The organism is Pseudomonas sp. Irchel s3h14 (genome assembly GCF_900187425.1).
In the GTDB taxonomy this organism is placed as follows: Bacteria; Pseudomonadota; Gammaproteobacteria; order Pseudomonadales; family Pseudomonadaceae; genus Aquipseudomonas.
This window is the reverse complement of the sequence record NZ_FYDJ01000003.1, coordinates 189,360-209,944: the sequence shown is the minus strand read 5'-3', so window position 1 is coordinate 209,944 and position 20,585 is coordinate 189,360. Positions and strand designations below refer to the sequence as shown.

General features: G+C 60.5%; 14 protein-coding genes. 9 read left to right on the top strand and 5 right to left on the bottom strand.

What is annotated here, in order from left to right; translation table 11 throughout:
- Positions 1 to 37 precede the first annotated feature (37 nt).
- The 4 genes from CKW16_RS07560 to CKW16_RS07545 all read right to left on the bottom strand — a co-directional run bounded on the left by CKW16_RS07560 (position 38) and on the right by CKW16_RS07545 (position 4,177).
- A complete protein-coding gene (locus CKW16_RS07560) occupies positions 38 to 979 on the bottom strand; it encodes a LysR family transcriptional regulator (RefSeq protein ID WP_095127884.1) in 942 nt (313 codons plus the stop codon).
- Between the two features lie 69 nt (positions 980 to 1,048).
- Positions 1,049 to 2,578, bottom strand: a complete 1,530-nt coding sequence (locus tag CKW16_RS07555; RefSeq protein WP_095127882.1) for a tripartite tricarboxylate transporter permease — start codon at positions 2,576 to 2,578, stop codon at positions 1,049 to 1,051.
- Entirely contained in the window at positions 2,575 to 3,108 is a 534-nt protein-coding gene (locus CKW16_RS07550) for a tripartite tricarboxylate transporter TctB family protein (RefSeq protein WP_095127881.1), read from the bottom strand. The genes CKW16_RS07555 and CKW16_RS07550 overlap by 4 nt, the downstream gene beginning before the upstream one ends.
- Positions 3,109 to 3,160: 52 nt before the next feature.
- The gene (locus CKW16_RS07545; protein ID WP_095127880.1) at positions 3,161 to 4,177 is read right to left on the bottom strand and encodes a tripartite tricarboxylate transporter substrate binding protein; all 1,017 of its coding nucleotides are present in this window, start codon (positions 4,175 to 4,177) and stop codon (positions 3,161 to 3,163) included.
- 377 nt (positions 4,178 to 4,554) lie between these two features.
- Here CKW16_RS07545 and CKW16_RS07540 point away from each other — a divergent pair, with 377 nt between their 5' ends.
- The 6 genes from CKW16_RS07540 (at position 4,555) to CKW16_RS07515 (ending at position 12,008) form a co-directional block, all read left to right on the top strand.
- Positions 4,555 to 5,898, top strand: a complete 1,344-nt coding sequence (locus tag CKW16_RS07540) for an MFS transporter (protein WP_095127878.1) — start codon at positions 4,555 to 4,557, stop codon at positions 5,896 to 5,898.
- Complete coding sequence (locus CKW16_RS07535; protein WP_095127877.1) at positions 5,891 to 6,847, top strand: amidohydrolase; 957 nt, start codon at positions 5,891 to 5,893, stop codon at positions 6,845 to 6,847. Before CKW16_RS07540 ends, CKW16_RS07535 begins: the two co-directional genes overlap by 8 nt.
- On the top strand, positions 6,844 to 7,848 hold the full coding sequence (locus tag CKW16_RS07530) for a 4-hydroxythreonine-4-phosphate dehydrogenase PdxA (RefSeq protein WP_095127875.1): 1,005 nt from the start codon (positions 6,844 to 6,846) through the stop codon (positions 7,846 to 7,848). Before CKW16_RS07535 ends, CKW16_RS07530 begins: the two co-directional genes overlap by 4 nt.
- Positions 7,849 to 8,176: 328 nt before the next feature.
- Complete coding sequence (locus CKW16_RS07525; protein WP_007943924.1) at positions 8,177 to 9,352, top strand: L-rhamnonate dehydratase; 1,176 nt, start codon at positions 8,177 to 8,179, stop codon at positions 9,350 to 9,352.
- Positions 9,353 to 9,389: 37 nt separating this feature from the next.
- On the top strand, positions 9,390 to 10,385 hold the full coding sequence (araD1, locus tag CKW16_RS07520; protein ID WP_095127873.1) for an AraD1 family protein: 996 nt from the start codon (positions 9,390 to 9,392) through the stop codon (positions 10,383 to 10,385).
- Positions 10,386 to 10,427: 42 nt separating this feature from the next.
- Positions 10,428 to 12,008, top strand: coding sequence for an aldehyde dehydrogenase (NADP(+)) (locus CKW16_RS07515; protein WP_095127872.1), 1,581 nt, complete (start codon positions 10,428 to 10,430; stop codon positions 12,006 to 12,008).
- A 139-nt stretch (positions 12,009 to 12,147) separates the two neighbouring features.
- On the opposite strand, the gene CKW16_RS07510 is transcribed toward CKW16_RS07515, so the two are convergent.
- Positions 12,148 to 13,056 carry a DMT family transporter gene (locus CKW16_RS07510; protein ID WP_095127870.1) on the bottom strand — a complete coding sequence of 303 codons (909 nt, stop codon included), beginning with the start codon at positions 13,054 to 13,056 and terminating at the stop codon, positions 12,148 to 12,150.
- A gap of 129 nt (positions 13,057 to 13,185) precedes the next feature.
- Here CKW16_RS07510 and aceK point away from each other — a divergent pair, with 129 nt between their 5' ends.
- From aceK to CKW16_RS07495, 3 genes are all read left to right on the top strand, one after another.
- Entirely contained in the window at positions 13,186 to 14,904 is a 1,719-nt protein-coding gene (gene aceK / locus CKW16_RS07505) for a bifunctional isocitrate dehydrogenase kinase/phosphatase (protein WP_095127869.1), read from the top strand.
- Between the two features lie 177 nt (positions 14,905 to 15,081).
- Entirely contained in the window at positions 15,082 to 18,993 is a 3,912-nt protein-coding gene (hrpA, locus tag CKW16_RS07500; protein ID WP_095127867.1) for an ATP-dependent RNA helicase HrpA, read from the top strand.
- Between the two features lie 326 nt (positions 18,994 to 19,319).
- Entirely contained in the window at positions 19,320 to 20,441 is a 1,122-nt protein-coding gene (locus CKW16_RS07495; RefSeq protein ID WP_095127865.1) for a beta-ketoacyl-ACP synthase III, read from the top strand.
- Positions 20,442 to 20,585 lie beyond the last annotated feature (144 nt).

Genomic DNA, 20,585 nt, shown 5'->3' with positions numbered 1-20,585 from the left:
ACAAAACAAGGCCTGGGGCATGAGTTCCAGGCCTTTTTTATTTGGCCAGCGCATGCTCGGTCCGCACCGAATTCATGAACGCCTGCATCGCCGACGACTGAATACGATGACGCCGAGTGATCAGCCCAAACGGCGGCAACCGCGCTTCGAACTTGATCGGCAAAACCGCCAGCAAATCACGCCCAGGATAATCCTCCACCACCGATACCGGCGTGACACCGAGCATGTCGGTCTGCTGCACCAACGAGAGCAAGGTCATGATCGACGTGGTTTCAACGATGCTGCTGGGAATGTCGACCCGCGCATTGTGGAACACCTGATTGATGATCGCGCGCATCGGGCTTGGATGCTGTTGCAGCACCCAGGTCATGTTTTGCAATTCCGCCCAGCTCAGCTGCGTCTCCTGCGCCAGTGGATTTTGCGCGCCGGCGATCACGCACAAAGCTTCTTCGCCGAGGCTGTCGAAGAGCAATTCTTCGGCCCGGGCACCTGCCGGAATCCGGCCCAATACGATATCCAGTTGATCCTGCAAAAGTGCCTGCACCAGCACGTCGCTGGTATCGACCTGGATGCTCATCGACAAGCGTGGATGGCTTTGTTTCAAGGTCGCGATGGTTCGGGTCAACAGCCCCGAAGCCAGCGCCGGAATCGCACCGACCGCGACCCGGCCAAGGTTGCCGGATTCGAGCGCGACCAGTTCTTCACGCATGCCGCTGAGTTCGGCGAACACCATGCGCGCGTAGTAGATGACGGTTTCCCCGAAGGGGGTAGAGCGCATGCCCCGAGGCAGGCGTTCGAAGAGCTCGACGCCGAGCAGGTCCTCGGCCTCGTGCAGCATCTTGGTTGCCGCCGGTTGGGTCATGCCGATGTGGTCGGCGGCGCGGCGCAATGAGCCGAATTCCTGCAACGCCAGCATCAGCCGCAGTTGGCGCAGACGCAGTCGGCTGTGGATCACGTTGGCTTCAGGAATTCGGGTCATGGGCCATGCTCGCAAAAAGGACTGCGGCAAGCCTGACAACAAATGTCAGGCGTTGCCAGCATTGCTGTGTCACAGCACCGATTTTGGCTTGGCGACGTGGGGTTTGCGCAGGCCCATCAGGGTTTGCAGCGCCTTGGAAATCAACGGCCAGAACAGCATCAGCAGCGCCGCGGTGGTCAGGCTGCCCACCAATGGGTTGGACCAGAAGATCCCCAGGTGACCATCGGAGAACAGCATCGACTGACGGAATGCATCTTCAGCCTTGTCCCCCAACACCGCTGCCAGCACCAGCGGGGCGATCGGATAACCGAGTTTCTTGAACAGATATCCCAGCGCGCCGAAGCCCAGCATCAGTACCACGTCGAAGAACGAGTTGTGTACCGAGTAGGCGCCGATGGCGCAGACCATGATGATGATCGGCGCGATGATCGAGAACGGAATCCGCAGGATCGAAGCGAACAGCGGCACGGTGGCTAACACCACGATCAGGCTGACGACGTTGCCCAAGTACATGCTGGCGATCAGGCCCCAGACGAAATCATGCTGCTCGACGAACAGCGTCGGGCCAGGGTGCAGACCCCAGATCATCAAACCGCCGAGCATCACCGCTGCCGTCGCCGACCCTGGAATGCCCAGCGTCAACATCGGCAGCAGGGCACTGGTACCGGCAGCGTGGTCAGCGGTTTCGGGGGCGATCACGCCTTCGAGTTCGCCCTTGCCGAAGTTCTCGCGGTTTTTCGAGAAACGCCGCGCCAGGCTGTAGCTCATGAACGACGCCGCCGTTGGCCCACCGGGCGTGATGCCCATCCAGCAACCGACCAATGTGCTGCGCACTATCGTCCACCAGTAGCGCGGCAACTTGGCCCAGGTGCGCAGGATGATCATCGGCGTGATGCGCGCATGCTCGCCGCGGAACACCAGACCTTCCTCGACGGTGCAAAGGATTTCGCCGATACCGAACAGACCGATCACCGCTACTTCGAAACTGATGCCGGTCATCAGCGTCGGCTGGTCAAAGGTCAGGCGCAGGTTGCCGGATACGGTGTCCATGCCGACAGCGGCCATCGCGAAGCCGATCATCATGGCGACCACGGTTTTCAGCGGCGGGTTTTTGCTCATGCCGATGAAGGTGCAGAACGCCAACAGGTACACCGCAAAGAACTCCGGCGAGCTGAAAGACATGGCGAACGCAGCAATCTTTGTCGACAGGAACGTCAGCAACAACACCCCGGCCAGCGCGCCGATCAGCGCCGAGCTGAACGCGGCGGTCAGGGCTTCGGCGGCGCGACCTTCGCGGGCCATCGGGTAACCGTCGAAGGTGGTCGCCACCGATGAGGGCTCACCGGGAATGTTGAACAGAATCGAGGTGATCGAGCCGCCGAACAGCGCGCCCCAATACATGCACGACAGCAGAATGATCGCCGACACCGGCGACATGGTGAACGTCAGCGGCAGCAATAACGCCACACCATTGGGGGCGCCGAGGCCGGGCAACACGCCGACCAGAATACCCAGCAGCACGCCGATCACCATCAGGCCGATGTGGCCCGGGGTCAGGATCAGGTTCATGCCTTGCAGCAGGGAATCGAACTCGCTCATTTGAAATTTCTCCCGGCCAGGGCAATCCAGTCGCCCATCGGGCCGGCATCCAGCGGGACCTTGAACCACAACGCGAAAATCAGGTAGCTGGCGAGTACCGCGCCAAGGGACACGCTGCCGATCATCAGTTTGCCGTAAGGCTTGGCGCGGACTTTGTCACGCCACATGAACCAGGCAATGAAACACGCCGAAGCCACGTAGATGCCGGTGAACGGCATCGCACCGACGAATAGCGCAATCGGGATGAACACCGACAACACTTGCTTGAATGCACTGCGGCTGACGAATGAAATGCTCAACGCTTGCCAGCGCACCACGGTCAACACGCCGTTGGCCACGCTAGCGGCGCTCAACATCAGCCCGATGTAGAAGGGGAAGTAACCCGGCTCGGGGCCGGAATCGCCCCAGCCGATACCTTGTTCGACGCTGCCGAACATCACCACCACGCCAATCAGCGTGGTGAAGAGTGCCAGGCCGAGTTCGACCCAGCGGGTACCGACCAGCGCTGGTGAATCCGAAGAATGGGACATCAAAGCACCTCCAGAGGTGACGGCCGTGCGCAGGCGGACGGCCGTGAACAACTCAGTTTTTCAGCCAGCCGGCTTCTTTGAACACCGGCGTAACGCGTGCGGTGTCTTTCTCAATGTAGGCAGTCAGTGGCTCGCCTTCGAGGAAGGTGGGCACCAGCGCGTTCTGTTTGACGTAGGCCTTGAACTCCGGGGTCTCGGTGACTTTGCGCATCAGCTCGACATAGAACGCCCGTTGTTCGGCGGTGACTTCGCCGGGCATGAACACGGTGCGTGGGAAGCGGTATTGATCGATTCCCAGACCCTGTTCGTGGCAGGTCGGAACGTCGGCCCAGGATTTTTCGCCGGCGACCTTTTCGGTGTAGCTCATGCGCTCTTTACTGAACACACAGAGCGGTTCGACCTGATCGCCGCGCCATTGGCTGATGCTTTCGCTGGGGTTGTTGACGTTGGCGGCGATATGTTTGCCGGCCAGTTGGGTCGCGGCTTCACTGCCGCTCTTGAACGGGATGTACACCAGTTTGCTGTTGGTGGTCTGGTTCAGCAGCAGGGTCAACGTCTGGTCGACATCCTTGGACTGGCTACCGCCCATGCGCAGGTTCGATGGGTCAGCCTTGACCGCTTCGTAGAAGCTTTTGGCGTCCTTCCACGGCGCGCCCTTATAGCTCCAGAGAATGAAGTCGTCCTCGGCCACTGCCGCGATCGGGGTCAGCTCCTGCCATTGGTAACCGAGCTTGGATACCAGCGGCAACAGGTAGATGTTGTTGGTGCCGATCACCAGTTTTTCCGGATCGCCCTTGTTCATTTTCAGGTCGAGAAAGGCTTCGGCGCCATTGCCGCCGCCCTTGTTCAGGACGATGGTATTAACGTCGAGGAACTTGTGCGTGGTGATGATGGACTGGATCAGCCGACCGAGTTGATCGGTGCCGCCACCGGGGCCGCCAGCGACAACGATTTCGACGTTCTTGTCCGGCTGCCAAGCGGCGTTGGCGAGAGCGGGAAGGGCGCCGGCGGCGACCAGCGTGCAGCCGAGAAACAGACGGGATGTGCGACGGACGAATGCATTTCGCATGGAAGGCCTCGTTTTTGTAGTTGTTATGAGTGACTTGTCGTGCTCAAAAGCTGCAAGCCTGGAGTGAGTGTGTGAAGCCTCGGACCCCGCGTCTAGTCAAAACAATACATACACCGATAGCCTGCGGTTATAGGTCTGGACGGACAAAATCGCCGTTATCGCTGAAGGCTTTGCGCCAGAGCCTTTTACGAGGAAAGTCGGGATTTGCGTCATACGTTGAAAGCTCCCTGAAAGCAGGGCATGCCATAACCCGAGGCTATCGCCTTATTTCAAGTTTTGATTAGACGGTTATCACGCAGCCTTCGATAGTGCTCACCAGCGCCGCCATGAAGCGGCAAAGTTGCCATCCACAACAATAATAAAACGAGGTACGCACCATGGCTCGTTCCAGTGCTTCCCTGCAACTGCCTGGCGCAGTTGCCCAGCCAGCGGCGGCTGCGGCCACACCGCTGACCGGCACGACCAAAGCCAGCAGCGTGCGCTGGCGGATCTTCGCGATCATCTTTGCGTTGACCATGGTCAACCTGATCGATCGGGTCTCGCTGTCCATCGCGATGCCGACCATCGCCCATGAATTTTCCCTGTCGCCGAGTACGCAAGGGCTGATCCTCAGCAGCTTCTTCTGGGCGTATGCGCTGTTGCAGATTCCCGGCGGCTGGATGATCGATCGCTTCGGGCCGCACCGGGTCATCAGTTGGTCCACCGGCTTGTGGGGGACTTTTCAGGTACTGGCAGCGTTCGCGACCGGAGGGTTGTCATTGCTGTTCGCCCGGGTCGCCCTCGGTGCTGCTGAAGCACCGTTGTTTCCATCTGGCGGCAAGTTGATTTCCCTGTGGCTGGCACCGAGCGAGCGCAGTCGCGGCGCGGTGCTGATGGACAGCGGCAGTCCGTTGGGCGTGGCGCTGGGCGGGTTGATCATTGCCTACCTGATTGCTTCGCTGGATTCGTGGCGTCTGGCCTTCGTGATCGCCGGAATCGCGACCTTGGTGCTGGCCTGGCTGGCGCGGCGTTATCTGCGCGATGACCCGGCCAGTCACCCGCAAGTGAATGCCGAAGAACTGGAAAAGATCAACGCCGGGCGCGCGACGCCTGCTGCCGAAGCTGCGCGTGTGCCGGTCAAAGGCCTGGGCATCGCGGCACGCTCCTTGAGCGGATTGCTGATCGGCCGAGCCAGTTGGGCGATGGTGTATTTCGGTTTGCTGACCTGGGGGCCGAGTTATCTGGCGCAGGCTCGCGGCTTCGATATCAAGGGCATTGGCGCCGCGACCTTCGTGATTTTTGTGTGCGGTGCGTTGGGTTCGTTGACTGGTGGTTTCCTTTGCGACGGACTGATCCGCAAAGGCGTCAGCCGTGGCGTGGCGGTCAAGAGCCTGCTGGCGTTTTCCGGTCTGGTGGCCCTCGGCGCATTCCTGTTGCTGCCGACCCTGAGCAATCCTTTTGCGGCCGTGGCGCTGTTGGCCTTGACCGCCTTTTTTCTTATGTGGGGCAGCCTCTACTGGAGCTTCCCGGCGTTGCTGGCGGCACCGGCGAGAGTCGGGTTGATCGGCGGCGTGATGAACATGGCCGGCAGCACCGGCGGCATCGCGGTGCCGATTCTGGTGGGGATCATTCTGCAAATGACCGGTGGTTTTGCGCCGGTGCTGGGGTTCTTTGCGGTGTGCTCGGCGGTGTTTGTGTTGGCGACGTTGTTCATCAGCCTCGACGAGGTGCGTCATGGTTAATGTGTGGAACGGCCCGATCATCGATGCCCATCATCACTTCTGGGACCCGTCGATCAATGACCATCCGTGGCTGGCGCCCGAAACCAGCATCCCGTTTCGTTACGGTGATTACAGCGCGATCAAGCGCCGCTATTTTCCTGACGACTATTTTGCTGACGTCGGCCCGCATCGGGTGGTGCAAACGGTATACGTCGAGACCGAATGGGACCCGCAAGACCCGATTGGCGAAACCCTGTTCATCGAGGGACTGGCCGCCCGATACGGCGTGCCGAATGCCGTCGTCGCGCAAGCCTGGCTCGACCGTCCGGACGCTATCGCAGTACTCGTCGAGCAAGCCAGTTTCAAGTGTGTGCGCAGCGTTCGCCACAAACCTGGCGGACCGACTTCGCCTGCGCAGGTCGGCCACGTTCGCAGCCTGATGAGCGACGAATATTGGCGTCGCAGTTTCGCCGCGCTCGAAGGTTTAGGCCTGCATTTCGATTTGCAGACACCCTGGTGGAACCTGCACGAGGCCGAACGGCTGGCCCGGGACTTTCCCGGCACCACGCTGATTCTCAACCACGCCGGATTGCCCAACGACCGCAGTGCCGAAGGCCTGGCGGGTTGGCGTCTGGCGATGGCAAGGCTGGCCGAGTGGCCGAACGTGCAGGTGAAGATTTCCGGCCTGGGCCAGGCCGGCCAGGCGTGGCGCGCCAAAGACAACGCCTGGATCGTGCGTGAAGTGATTGCCATGTTCGGCACTGATCGGGCGATGTTCGCCAGCAACTTTCCGGTGGACAGCCTGTGCGGCTCATTCGACGACATCTACAGCGGTTTCAAATCCATCGTTGCTGATCTGCCCAGCGCCGATCAGGAGCGTCTTTTCTACAGCAACGCGCAGCGGGTTTATCGCTGCGAGCCTTGCGCCATTGAGCGGACATGGCCTGAACCCTTGAGGAGTGAAGCATGAACAAGACAACCATCGCGATGGTCCTGGGTGACCCGGCGGGCATCGGCCCGGAATTGATCGCACGCCTGCTCGGCGAGCCCGAAGTGCGCAGTCAGGCCAATGTGATTTTGATCGCCGACGAAGCGGAAATGCGCCGCGGCATGCGCATCGCCGGGGTGGAGTTTCCTTACCGGCGCGTCGAGTCGCTGGATCAGCTGGATTTTCGTGATGACACGCCGCTGTTCTATGACTTTCGTGGCGACACCCTCGGTGAATTCCCTCGCAGTGAAGCCAGTGTCATCGGCGGCCGCTACAGCCTCGATACCCTGGAAAAAGCCCTGCGCCTGACCGAGGCCGGCACCACCGACGCGGTGCTGTTCGGGCCGCTGAACAAGACTTCGCTGCACATGGCCGGCATGGCCCACAGCGATGAGCTGCACTGGTTCGCGGAGCTGCTGGATTTCCATGGGCCGTTCTGCGAATTCAACGTGCTCGACAACCTCTGGACTTCGCGTGTGACGTCCCATGTGGCCCTGGCCGATGTGCCGGGAATGCTCAGTCAGACGCGGGTGGTGGAAGCGATCCAGTTGATCGACACCGCGCTCAAACGCAATGGCCTGGAAAAACCGCGCATTGGTGTGTGTGGACTGAACCCGCATAACGGCGACAACGGCTCGTTCGGTCGCGAAGAACTGGACATCATCGGCCCGGCCGTGCGCTCGGCTCAGGCGCTGGGCATGGCGGCCGAAGGACCGTATCCGGCCGACACGATCTTCCTCAAGGTTCAGGGCGATGCCAGTGCCTTTGACGCGGTGGTCACGATGTATCACGACCAGGGGCAGATCGCGATCAAGTTGATGGGCTTCTCCCGTGGGGTGACGGTGCAGGGTGGTTTACCGATTCCGATTACTACACCGGCGCATGGCACCGCGTTTGATATCGCAGGGCAGGGCAAGGCGAATGTCGGGGCGATACGGCAGGCGTTCGAAATTGCGTGTCGGATGGGCGTCAACAACTACTAACCGCGTTCGATAAAACAACGCAAATCAAATGTGGGAGCGGGCTTGCTCGCGAAGAGGCCGTGTTAGTCGACATTTATGCCGTCTGACACACCGCGTTCGCGAGCAAGCCCGCTCCCACATTTGTTTTGTGTGTACCCATAACCTCATCCAGCCAATAACCCCTTTATGCGATCACCCCAGGTTATCGCCGGATACGCATAAGTGATTATCCGCACCCCCCGAGCGCTGGCTAAAGTCGCTCCATCGAATGCCTGGAACCGGCCACCCGAGCGGCTCCGCGCAGCGACTCAACAACTACAAAAAGCCGGCAGCGCAAGGAACTGTATTCATGAAAATCAAAGCAATCCGTACCCGCGTTTTCGAGTGGAAAGGCAAAGTCGTCCCCCCTCAAGCGCACTTCTGCACCAACGCCAGTGACATCCTGTTCGAGCGCGGCGACGCCATGGGCTCGTTCCGTTTTCATGGCTGGCTGGTGGTGGAAGTCGAGACCGACACCGGTCTTGTCGGCATCGGTAACTGCGCCCTGGCGCCGCGCGTGGCCAAGGAAATCATCGACACCTATCTGGCACCTATTGCGATTGGCGAAGACCCGTTCGACAACGAATACATCTGGCAGAAGATGTACCGCCAGAGCCACGCCTGGGGCCGTAAAGGCATCGGCATGGCGGCGATCTCGGCGATCGACATCGCGATCTGGGACATCATGGGTAAAGCCGTGAACAAACCGGTGTTCAAACTGCTCGGCGGCCGGACCAAGGAAAAGATCTGGACCTACGCCTCCAAGCTCTACGCCAATGACAACCTCGACCTGTTCCTCGAAGAAGCCCAGGGTTATCTGAACCAGGGTTTCACCGCGCTGAAAATGCGTTTCGGCTACGGTCCGAAAGACGGCCCGGCAGGCATGCGCAAGAACATCGAGCAAGTGCGGGCGCTGCGTAACCTGGCCGGCCCCGACATCGACATCATGCTCGAATGCTACATGGGCTGGACCCTGGAATATGCTCGCCGCATGTTGCCAAAACTCGCCGAGTTCGAACCGCGCTGGCTCGAAGAACCGGTGATCGCCGACGACATCGAAGGCTACATCGAGCTGAAAAAAATGGGGATCATGCCGATCTCCGGCGGCGAGCATGAGTTCACCTCCTACGGCTTCAAAGACCTGCTGGAACGCCGCGCCGTCGACGTGATCCAGTACGACACCAACCGCGTCGGCGGCATCACCGCTGCGCGCAAGATCAACGCCATGGCCGAAGCCTGGTCGGTGCCGGTGATCCCGCACGCCGGGCAGATGCACAACTACCACCTGACCATGTCCACCACCGCTTCGCCGATGGCCGAGTTCTTCCCGGTGTTCGACGTCGAAGTCGGCAACGAACTCTTCTACTACGTGTTCAAGGGTGAGCCACAACCGGTCAACGGCTACATCCAGCTCGACGACAACACGCCGGGCCTGGGCCTGGAAATCTCCGATGAATACCTGAGCGACTTCAACATCATCGAGTGACCCCTCGCCACAAATCACGACTTTCTGGAGGGCCGTCATGCGCCTGATTCAATTTGAAAACACTGTCGGTGAACGCCAGGTCGGCCTCGTCGAAGGTCAACAGGTCCAGGTGTTGCGCGACACTCGCAGCACCCGCGAATTGGCCCTGGCGGCGATCCGCGCCCGGCGCAGCCTGCAAGAAGAAGTCGCCCAGCGCGGCACAGGGCCAGGCCCGGACTACGCACAACTGTTGCAGCAAGGCAAAGTCCTGCCGCCGCTGGATCACGAAGACCCGGCCCATTGCCTGATCAGCGGCACGGGCCTGACTCATTTGGGCAGCGCTTCTGCGCGGGACAAAATGCACCAGCAGGACGGCGCAGTCGAAGCCGGCATGACCGACACCATGCGCATTTTCAAATGGGGCCTGGAGGGCGGAAAACCAGCGACCGGGCAGGTCGGTGCGCAACCGGAATGGTTCTACAAAGGTGACGGCAGCATCGTCGTGCGCCCCGGCGCGGACTTCCCGGTGCCGCCGTTTGCCGATGACGCCGGTGAAGAACCGGAGCTGACTGGCCTCTATGTGATCGGCGATGACGGCCAGCCATACCGCGTCGGTTATGCCTTGGGCAACGAGTTCTCCGACCATGTGATGGAACGGCGCAATTACCTGTACCTCGCCCATTCGAAACTGCGTTTCTGCGCCTACGGTCCGGAGCTGCGCGTCGGTGAATTGCCCAAGCATCTGGCCGGCACCAGCCGCATCAAACGCAATGGCGAAACGATCTGGGAAAAAGAGTTTCTCAGCGGCGAAGACAACATGTGCCACAGCCTCGCCAATCTTGAATTTCACCACTTCAAATACGCGCAGTTTTTGCGTCCGGGCGATGTCCACGTGCATTACTTCGGCACCGCCACGCTGTCGTTTGCCGACGGAGTGAAAACCCAGCCGGGCGATCGCTTCCAGATCAGCCTCGATGAGTTCGGCGCTCCACTGGAAAACGGTATCGGCGAAAGTGCCCAGCCGTTGGCCATCGGTCAGGTTCGTGCGCTTTAAGTCTTTAACCTCCGGCGCTGTTGGCCGGTCAAGGAATCAGTCATGACTTCGCTACTCGGACACAACTACATCGGCGGTCGCCGTAGCGCCAACGGCACGTTGCAGCTGCAAAGCCTCGACGCGACTACCGGCGAGCCGCTGCCCGGCACCTTCTTCCAGGCATCCGAAACCGAAGTGGACGCCGCCGCCAAAGCCGCATCCGCTGCGTATCCGATTTACCGCAACCTGAGCGCGGAAAAACGCGCGACATTCCTCGATGCCATCGCCGATGAAATCGATGCATTGGGCGATGACTTCGTCGCCACAGTCTGCCGCGAAACCGCATTACCGGTGGGGCGTATACAGGGTGAACGTGCACGCACCAGCGGCCAGATGCGTTTGTTCGCCAAGGTTCTGCGTCGCGGCGATTTCTACGGTGCGCGGATTGATCGGGCCCTGCCGGATCGCCAGCCGTTACCGCGTCCGGATTTGCGTCAGTACCGCATCGCCCTCGGGCCAGTCGCGGTGTTCGGCGCCAGTAACTTTCCCTTGGCGTTCTCAACGGCCGGTGGTGATACCGCCTCGGCGCTGGCGGCCGGTTGCCCGGTGGTGTTCAAAGCCCACAGCGGGCACATGGCGACGGCCGAATGGGTGGCGGACGCCATCCTCCGTGCCGCCGAGCGTACCGAGATGCCGGCCGGCGTGTTCAACATGATTTATGGCGGTGGCGTCGGTGAATGGCTGGTCAAGCACCCGGCGATTCAGGCCGTGGGCTTCACCGGTTCGCTCAAGGGCGGCAATGCCCTGAGCCACATGGCCGCGACCCGGCCGCAGCCGATCCCGGTGTTTGCCGAGATGTCGAGCATCAACCCGGTGTTCCTGCTGCCCAAAGCACTCGCGGTGCGTGGTGAGCAAATTGCTGCGCAATTGGCCGCATCGGTGACGCTGGGTTGTGGGCAGTTTTGCACCAATCCAGGGTTGGTCATTGGCCTGCGCTCGCCGCAGTTCAGCCTGTTTCTGGAAAGCTTTTGCGCCAGCATGAACCAGCAACCGGCGCAAACCATGCTCAATGCCGGCGCGCTCGTCAGCTACAGCAAAGGTCTGGGCGAGCTGTACGAGCATCCGGGATTGACGCATCTGGCGGGCAAACCGCAACAGGGCAATCAGGCTCAACCGCAAGTGTTCAAGGCTGACGTCAGCCTGTTGCTCACGGGCGATGAACTGCTTCAGGAAGAAGTCTTCGGGCCGACCACCATCGTCATTGAAGTCGAAGACCGGGCGCAGCTTGCGGCGGCACTGCATGGCCTGCGCGGGCAACTGACGGCAACGTTGATTGGCGAGGCCGAGGAGTTGCTGGAGTACCGCTGGCTCGCGGAGGCGCTGCAGGAAAAGGTCGGGCGGATTTTGCTTAACGGCTACCCGACTGGGGTCGAAGTCTGTGAAGCGATGGTGCATGGCGGGCCGTATCCGGCGACGTCTGACTCGCGCGGGACGTCGGTCGGTACGCTGGCAATTGATCGTTTCCTGCGGCCGGTGTGCTTCCAGAATTACCCGGATGCGTTGTTGCCCGAGGCGTTGCAGAACGCCAATCCGCTGGGGATTCGGCGGTTGGTGGATGGCGAGGTGAGTAACCAGGTGCTGTAATTTTTGCTGCTTGGACTATCGCCTTCGCGAGCAAGCCCGCTCCCACAGTTGATCTCAGTGTTCACAAATATTGTGTTCACAGGAGATCCAATGTGGGAGCGGGCTTGCTCGCGAAGGGGTCATCAGCCGCACCGCAAATCTACTTGGCAGCCACCCCAACAACCTTCACCACCGTAGGCTTCAACACCAACCACAACGCCGCCGCAATCAACACCCCGCCATAGATGTGCGCCATCGACAACGGCTCATCCAGCAACAACGCCCCCCACAACACCCCGAACGGCGGGATCAAAAAGGTCGTGGTCATCGACTTCACCGGCCCGACCGAGCTGAGCAGGCGGAAGTAAATAATGTACGCCAACGCGGTACATACCAGTCCCAAACCCAGCAACGACAACCAGACACTCCAGCCGCCCCAGCTCTCCGGTGGCTGGCTGATCACGCTGTAACCGAACAGCGGCAGCAAAAACAAGGTTGCGCCGAGCATGCTGCCCACCGCCGATAGACGACTGTCGAGACCACCGGCCTGATCAAGCCAGCGTCGCGCGAGGAACCCGGCGAAACCGTAGCAGGTCGTGGCGAGCAGGCAGGCGAGGGCGCCCATCAGCAGTTCCATGTCGAACGCCACCGGACCGGCTCGGGTCAGGATGCCCACGCCCAACAGCCCAAGGAACACGCCGCCAAGTTTGGCGGCGGTGAGTTTTTCATGGAAGAACAGACCGCCGATCAGCACGCCCATCAGTGGCGTGGTGGCGTTGAAAATCGCCGAGTAACCAGCCGGCAGCACTTGCGCGGCCACCGAATAGAGGGTCGCCGGAATCCCGGAGTTGATCACTCCGAGGAGCATCACGGTTTTGAGTTTGCCTTTGAAATCCCAGCTGATGCGCATCAGCCCGAGGATCACCAGCAGGCCGGCCGCGGCAATCGACACGCGGAAAAAAGCAGTGGGGATTGTGCCAATCACCGGGGCGATGATGCGCATGAACAGAAAGCTCGCGCCCCAAATGGCGGCAAGCGACAACAAACGCAGAGTATCGACGGGGTTCACAGCGCTTTCCTTCCTTGATTGGGTCGCAAGTGTCGCGCCAGTCAGGACGCAAGGCAATGGTTGCGTTGCGTAACAAAGGGCCACTAAGCTCAGGCCCCACGATAAGAATCAGCCGCCGAGGTTTTACCTATGCCGCAGCAATGGCCAGCCGCCGACATCGCCCGAATGATCCTCGATGGCTTTGACGATTACCGCGAGCATTTCCGCCAGATCACCGACGGCGCCCGGGCTCGTTTCGAGCAGGCCAAATGGCAGGAGACGCAATCGGCCTCGGCCGCACGGATCAACCTCTACGAAGAAAAAGTCGGCGAAACGGTGGGGCGGCTACACATCGCTTTCGACGACGACACGCTGGATGTCAGCTGCTGGCCGCTGGTCAAAAGCGCTTACATCGCGCTGATCGACCTGCGCTTCGACGATGAACTCTCCGAGACCTGGTACAACTCGATCTTCTGCGGGCTGTTCAGCCACGACCTGATCAGCGACGGCTGCATGTTCATCCACACCACCCGACCGAGCCTGCGCCGTGCCCGCGCCGCACAAACCCGCACGTACAAGCCCCACGGCCAATTGTCCGGGATGCTGGCGAGCATTTTTGCCGACTACCGCTTCAGCGAGGATTACGCCAACCTGGCGGGCGACCTGAGTCGTCTCGAAGGGCAATTACGCGAGAACCTGCCGGACTGGGTCTGCAAGGACCCGGAATTGAGCGTCGAGCTGTTTTCCTCGGTGCTTTACCGCAACAAAGGCGCGTACCTGGTCGGGCGCATCTACACCCAGGACGAACAATGGCCGCTGGTGATTCCGCTGCTGCACCGCGAAGGTCGCGGGATTCAGATCGATGCGCTGATCACCGATGAAGCGGATGTGTCGATCATCTTCTCGTTCACCCGTTCGTATTTCATGGTCGACGTGCCGGTACCGGCGGAGTTCATCGGTTTCCTCAAGCGCATTTTGCCGGGCAAGCACATCGCCGAGCTGTACACCTCGATCGGTTTCTACAAACACGGTAAATCCGAGTTCTACCGGGCGCTGATCAATCACCTGGCCAACACCGACGACCAGTTCATCATGGCCCCGGGTGTGCGTGGCATGGTGATGAGCGTGTTTACCCTGCCGGGCTTCAACACCGTATTCAAAATCATCAAGGACCGCTTCTCGCCGTCAAAGAACGTCGACCGCGCCACGGTGATCGAGAAGTACCGTTTGGTGAAAAGCGTCGACCGGGTCGGGCGCCTGGCCGACACTCAGGAGTTCGCCGACTTCCGTTTCCCGTTGAGCAAGTTCGACCCGGCCTGTCTGGAAGAATTGCTCGAAGTGGCAGCGTCCACCGTGTCGGTAGAGGGTGACACCGTCCTGATCCGCCACTGCTGGACCGAACGGCGGATGACGCCGTTGAACCTGTATCTGGAGAACGCCAACGACGCTCAGGTCCGCGAGGCACTGGAGGATTACGGCCTGGCGATCAAGCAGCTGGCGGCGGCGAACATCTTTCCCGGCGACATGCTGCTGAAGAACTTCGGCGTTACCCGTCACGGGCGGGTGGTGTTTTATGACTATGACGAGATCTGCTTCCTGACTGAAGCCAACTTCCGGCACATCCCGCAGCCGCGCACGCCGGAAGATGAGATGGCGTCGGAGCCTTGGTATTCGATCGGACCGCTGGATGTGTTTCCTGAAGAGTTTCCACCGTTTTTGTTTGCTGATTCGGGGCAAAGGAAGTTGTTTGATCAGTTGCATGGTGAGCTTTACAACGCTGACTACTGGAAAAGCCTTCAGGACGCCATCCGTGCCGGGAAGGTGATTGATGTGTTTCCGTACCGCCGTAAAGGTCTGGATAACGAGTAACGCACTGATCGTTCCCACGCTCCGCGTGGGAATGCAGCCCGGGACGCTCCGCGTCCCAAGAGCGGACGCAGAGCGTCCATTGATGCATTCCCACGCAGAGCGTGGGAACGATCACAGCAAGGCGCAAATCTGCGACAATCCGCCCCCTGCGCCACTAGACGACTTATTGCGTACCTGATGACTGACGAATCGCCTTCCATCGACAAACTGCTGAAAAACCTCGATCACGCCATGCTCGCCGACCGCCACCGGCTGCGGCGGCAGTTGCTTGAGCTGCGCAAGAAACCTGACGAGGCCAAGCTGGCCCAGTGGGTGACGCGCACGCAGGCGTCCTGTGATCAGGTGCTGGCGCGGCGGGCCAGCCTGCCGGTGATTCGCTATGACGACAGCTTGCCGATCGCCGCCAAGCGCGACGAAATCAAAGCAGCGCTGCTCAAGCATCAGGTGCTGATCATTGCCGGTGAAACCGGTTCGGGTAAAACCACCCAGTTGCCGAAGATCTGCCTGGAAATCGGTCGCGGTCAGCATGGTCTGATCGGCCACACCCAGCCGCGTCGAATCGCCGCCCGCAGCGTCGCGAGCCGTGTCGCCGAAGAACTGGCGACGCCGTTGGGTGCGCTGGTTGGCTATCAGGTGCGGTTCGAGGACCAGAGCGATTCCAACACCCTGATCAAACTGATGACCGACGGCATCCTGCTGGCGGAAACCCAGAACGACCGCTACCTCGAACGCTACGACACGATCATCGTCGACGAAGCCCACGAACGCAGCCTGAACATCGACTTCCTGCTCGGTTACCTGAAAACCCTGCTGCCGCGTCGTCCGGACCTGAAAGTCATCATCACCTCGGCGACTATCGATCTGGAGCGTTTCTCCAAGCATTTCGACGATGCGCCGATTGTTGAAGTCTCGGGCCGCACTTTCCCGGTGGAAACCTGGTACCGCCCGCTGACCCTGGAGCAAGACGAAGAGGGCAACCGCGTCGAGGATGACTTGACGGTGGATCAGGCGATCCTCGCCACCCTCGACGAAATCGCCGCGTTCGAACGCAGCGAACGCAAGAGCCCCGGCGATGTGCTGGTGTTCCTGCCCGGCGAGCGTGAGATTCGCGACGCCGCCGACATGCTGCGCAAGGCCCAGCTCAAACACACCGAAATTCTGCCGCTCTACGCACGGCTGTCCCCGGCCGAACAGCAGCGGATTTTCCAGTCGCACCCAGGCCGTCGCGTGGTCCTGGCAACCAACGTCGCCGAAACCTCGCTCACCGTGCCGGGCATTCGTTACGTGATCGACAGCGGCACCGCGCGCATCAGCCGTTACAGCTACCGCGCCAAGGTCCAGCGCCTGCCCATCGAAGCCATTTCCCAGGCCAGCGCCAACCAGCGTAAAGGTCGTTGCGGGCGGGTCGAGCCGGGTATTTGTATTCGTCTATACGGCGAAGAAGATTTCATTGGCCGGCCGGAATTTACTGACCCGGAAATCCTGCGCACCAACCTCGCAGCGGTGATTTTGCAGATGCTGCATCTGCGCCTTGGCGAGATCACCGATTTCCCGTTTATCGAGCCGCCGGATGGCAAAGCCATCAGCGACGGTTTCAACCTGCTGCAAGAACTCTCGGCGGTAGACCGCAACAGCCAGCTGACACCGCTTGGCCGCCAATTGGCGCGACTGCCGGTGGACCCGCGCATGGGCCGCATGTTGCTGGAAGCGGCGAAACTCGGCAGCTTGCAGGAAGTGCTGATTGTCGCCAGCGCCATGTCGATTCAGGACCCGCGCGAGCGTCCGCCGGAGCGTCAGCAAGCGGCCGATCAGGCTCACGCTCAATGGAAAGACGTGGACTCGGACTTCGCCGGGCTGGTCAATCTGTGGCGTGGTTTCGAAGAACAGCGTCAGGCCCTGACCGCCAGCCCGCTGCGCAATTGGTGCCGCAAGAATTTCCTGAATTACCTGCGTCTGCGCGAATGGCGCGACTCTCACCGTCAACTGAGCCTGATCTGCCGCGACATGCAGTTGAGCCTCAATAAAGAGCCGGCGGATTACCCGAAACTGCACAAAGCCGTGCTCTCGGGGCTGCTCAGCCAGATCGGTCAGAAAACCGATGAAGGCGATTACCTCGGTGCGCGTCAGCGGCGTTTCTGGATTCACCCGTCATCGGGCCTCGGCAAGAAACGTCCGCAATGGCTGATGGCCGCCGAACTGGTGGAAACCACCAAGCTTTACGCGCGTATGGTCGCCAAGATCGACGCCGACTGGATCGAGCCACTGGCCGGGCACCTGATCAAGAAAAACCACTTCGAACCCCATTGGGAGAAGAAGCGCGGTCAAGTCGTGGCGTTCGAGCAAATCACCTTGTTCGGGTTGATCGTGGTCGGTCGCCGACCGGTGCATTACGGGCCGATCGACCCGGTGGTGTCTCGTGAGTTCTTCATTCGTGAAGGTCTGGTGCGCGGCGAGATTCAGTCCAAAGCCAAGTGCTTGTCGGCCAATGCGCAACTGCTGGAACAGCTCGACGAACTGGAAGCCAAGGCTCGCCGTCGCGACATTCTGGCTGACGAAGAAACCCTGTTCGCCTTCTACGATGCGCGACTGCCGGCGGAGATCCATCAGACCGCGACCTTCGACAGCTGGTATCGGGTCAACAGTCAGAAAGACCCGCAACTGCTGATCATGCGCGAAGAAGACGTGCTGGCCCGCGAGGCGAGTGAAGTCACCGCGCTGCATTACCCGGACACCTTGCACATCGGTGATCTGGAATTGGCGCTCAGTTACCATTTCGAACCGAACCATCCACGCGATGGCGTAACCCTGCGAGTGCCGGCGCCGTTGTTGCCGATGCTGCCGCCGGAACGTCTGGAATGGCTGGTGCCCGGCGTGATCGAGGCCAAGTGCATCGCGCTGGTGCGCAACCTGCCCAAAGCCCTGCGCAAGAACTTCGTGCCGGTGCCGGACTTCGTCAAAGCCGCATTGCAACGCATGACTTTCGCCGAGGGCTCGTTGCCGCAGGCGTTGGGTCGCGAACTGTTGCGCATGACCGGTGCGCGGGTCAGCGATGAAGCCTGGGCCGAAGCGTCGCAGCAGGTCGACAGCCATTTGCGGATGAACCTGGAAATCGTCGACGGCCAGGGCAAGTTCCTTGGCGAAGGGCGTGATCTGGCGGAACTGACCGCACGCTTTGCCGAAGCCAGTCAGGCCGCGTTGGCTGTGCCGCAAACTGCGAAAAATCAGCAACCGGTGGAGCCGAAAGTGTTTGCCGCCGTTGCCGAGAAAACCCAGCAGAAGATCGCCGGGCTATCGATGACGGTGTATCCGGCGCTGGTGGAAGAGAGCGGCACGGTCAAGGAAGGACGTTTCTCGACGCCGGCTGAGGCAGAGTTTCAACATCGCCGCGCCTTGCAGCGTTTGCTGATGCAGCAACTGGCCGAACCGGCGAAGTTCCTGCGCAGCAAGTTGCCGGGGCTGACCGAATTGGGCCTGATGTACCGCGACATGGGGCGCATCGACAGTCTGGTCGAAGACATCCTGCTGGCCAGCCTCGACAGCTGCATTCTCGATGGCGAAGATCCGTTGCCTCGCGATGGCGCCGGGTTGGCCTCACTGGCCGAACGCAAGCGCGGTGGCTGGACCGAGCACGCCGAGCGCCTGGCCAAGCTGACGCTGGAAATCCTCAAGCTCTGGCACGGCCTGCAAAAACGCTTCAAGGGCAAGATCGACCTGGCGCAAGCCGTGGCCCTGAACGACATCAAGCAGCAGCTCAGTCATCTGGTGTATCCGGGGTTCGTCCGTGAAACCCCGATGCAGTGGCTCAAGGAGCTGCCGCGCTATCTGAAAGCGGTCGAGCAGCGCTTCGAGAAAATCGGCGCTCAGGTGCAAAGGGATCGGGTCTGGAGTGGTGAGTTGTCTGGCTTGTGGACGCAATATCAAACCCGCGCCAACAAACATGCCCAGGAAGGCAAACGCGATCCGCAGCTGGAACTCTATCGCTGGTGGCTGGAGGAATACCGGGTTTCCCTGTTCGCCCAACAATTGGGGACCAAGGTGCCGATCTCCGACAAGCGCCTGAACAAGCAATGGACCCAGGTCGAACCGTAACCCCTGTGGGAGCGGGCTTGCTCGCGAAGGGGGCCGTCAGCTTCAATATCAATGTTGACTGATACACCGCTTTCGCGAGCAAGTCGAATCGTCGCACCGCCGCTCCCACATTAGGTATGCGTTACTCTCGCAAAAGGCGCCAAAACCCAATGTTTATGGCAAACTTCGCGCCTATAAACGCCGGCCCCGCGGTTTTGAGCCTTCACAGGTCTGGGCGGATCGGAATAAAGCGATGCCAGGTTTGCTCCCCCTGACGGGAGCAGATCCTTTGTGTGTTGGTACGTCGGTGCCAACACTTTCTGCCTGAACAGATTAGAGAAACGACCATGCATAACGTCGTCATCAGCGGCACCGGCCTGTACACCCCGGCCAACAGCATCTCCAACGAAGAGCTGGTGCAGTCTTTCAACGCTTACGTCGCGCAGTTCAACGCCGACAACGCCGACGCCATCGCGCGCGGCGAGATCGAAGCGTTGACCGAGTCCAGCGCGGCGTTTATCGAAAAGGCGTCTGGCATCAAAAGCCGCTTTGTCATGGACAAAGAAGGCATCCTCGACCCGCAACGCATGGCGCCACGCCTGCCGGAACGCTCGAATGACGAGTGGTCGGTACTTTGCCAAATGGCCATCGGTGCCGCCGAGCAAGCCTTGCAGCGTGCCGGCAAGACCGCCGCGGACATCGACGGCGTGATCGTCGCCTGCTCCAACCTGCAACGGGCCTATCCGGCCATCGCCATCGAAGTCCAGGAAGCCTTGGGCATCCAGGGTTTCGGTTACGACATGAACGTCGCCTGCTCCTCGGCGACCTTCGGCATTCAGGCGGCGACCAACAGCGTGCAATTGGGCCAGGCCCGGGCGATTTTGATGGTCAACCCGGAAGTCTGCACCGGTCACCTGAACTTCCGCGACCGTGACAGCCACTTCATCTTCGGCGACGCGGCTACCGCGGTGATCATCGAACGTGCTGACCTGGCAACGTCCAAGTATCAGTTCGATGTGGTCAGCACCAAGCTGCTGACCAAGTTCTCCAACAACATCCGCAACAACTTCGGCTTCCTCAACCGCGCGGCGGAAGAGGGCATCGGTACCAAGGACAAACTGTTCGTGCAGGAAGGCCGCAAGGTGTTCCGCGATGTCTGCCCGATGGTCGCCGAGCTGATCGCTACGCACCTGGAAGAGAACACGCTCAACATCAGCGACGTGAAACGCTTCTGGCTGCACCAGGCCAACCTCAGCATGAACCACCTGATCGTCAAGAAGCTGCTGGGCCGCGAAGCCACCGAAGAAGAAGCCCCGGTGATTCTCGACACCTACGCCAACACCAGCTCCGCCGGTTCCGTGATCGCGTTTCACAAAAACCAGGACGATCTGGCCGCCGGTTCGCTGGCAGTGCTCAGCTCGTTCGGCGCCGGTTACTCGATTGGTAGCGTGATTCTGCGCAAGCGCTGAGTTTGCCTTAAAAGATCGCAGCCTGCGGCAGCTCCACACGGGATTGGATTTCAACGCGATATCGCGGTTGGAATGCGGTCGGTGTAGGAGCTGCCGAAGGCTGCGATCTTTTTTTGCGCAAAAAAACTCGCGCTGCAATATCGG

What these genes read in the sequence shown, in the direction of transcription:
- CKW16_RS07530 (WP_095127875.1), top strand. Translation starts at nt 6,844, where the DNA reads ATGAACAAGACAACCATCGCGATGGTCCTGGGTGACCCGGCGGGCATC.
- CKW16_RS07535 (WP_095127877.1), top strand. Translation starts at nt 5,891, where the DNA reads ATGGTTAATGTGTGGAACGGCCCGATCATCGATGCCCATCATCACTTC.
- CKW16_RS07555 (WP_095127882.1), bottom strand. Translation starts at nt 2,578, where the DNA reads ATGAGCGAGTTCGATTCCCTGCTGCAAGGCATGAACCTGATCCTGACC.
- CKW16_RS07495 (WP_095127865.1), top strand. Translation starts at nt 19,320, where the DNA reads ATGCATAACGTCGTCATCAGCGGCACCGGCCTGTACACCCCGGCCAAC.
- araD1 (WP_095127873.1), top strand. Translation starts at nt 9,390, where the DNA reads ATGCGCCTGATTCAATTTGAAAACACTGTCGGTGAACGCCAGGTCGGC.
- hrpA (WP_095127867.1), top strand. Translation starts at nt 15,082, where the DNA reads ATGACTGACGAATCGCCTTCCATCGACAAACTGCTGAAAAACCTCGAT.
- CKW16_RS07550 (WP_095127881.1), bottom strand. Translation starts at nt 3,108, where the DNA reads ATGTCCCATTCTTCGGATTCACCAGCGCTGGTCGGTACCCGCTGGGTC.
- CKW16_RS07525 (WP_007943924.1), top strand. Translation starts at nt 8,177, where the DNA reads ATGAAAATCAAAGCAATCCGTACCCGCGTTTTCGAGTGGAAAGGCAAA.
- CKW16_RS07545 (WP_095127880.1), bottom strand. Translation starts at nt 4,177, where the DNA reads ATGCGAAATGCATTCGTCCGTCGCACATCCCGTCTGTTTCTCGGCTGC.
- aceK (WP_095127869.1), top strand. Translation starts at nt 13,186, where the DNA reads ATGCCGCAGCAATGGCCAGCCGCCGACATCGCCCGAATGATCCTCGAT.
- CKW16_RS07560 (WP_095127884.1), bottom strand. Translation starts at nt 979, where the DNA reads ATGACCCGAATTCCTGAAGCCAACGTGATCCACAGCCGACTGCGTCTG.
- CKW16_RS07540 (WP_095127878.1), top strand. Translation starts at nt 4,555, where the DNA reads ATGGCTCGTTCCAGTGCTTCCCTGCAACTGCCTGGCGCAGTTGCCCAG.
- CKW16_RS07515 (WP_095127872.1), top strand. Translation starts at nt 10,428, where the DNA reads ATGACTTCGCTACTCGGACACAACTACATCGGCGGTCGCCGTAGCGCC.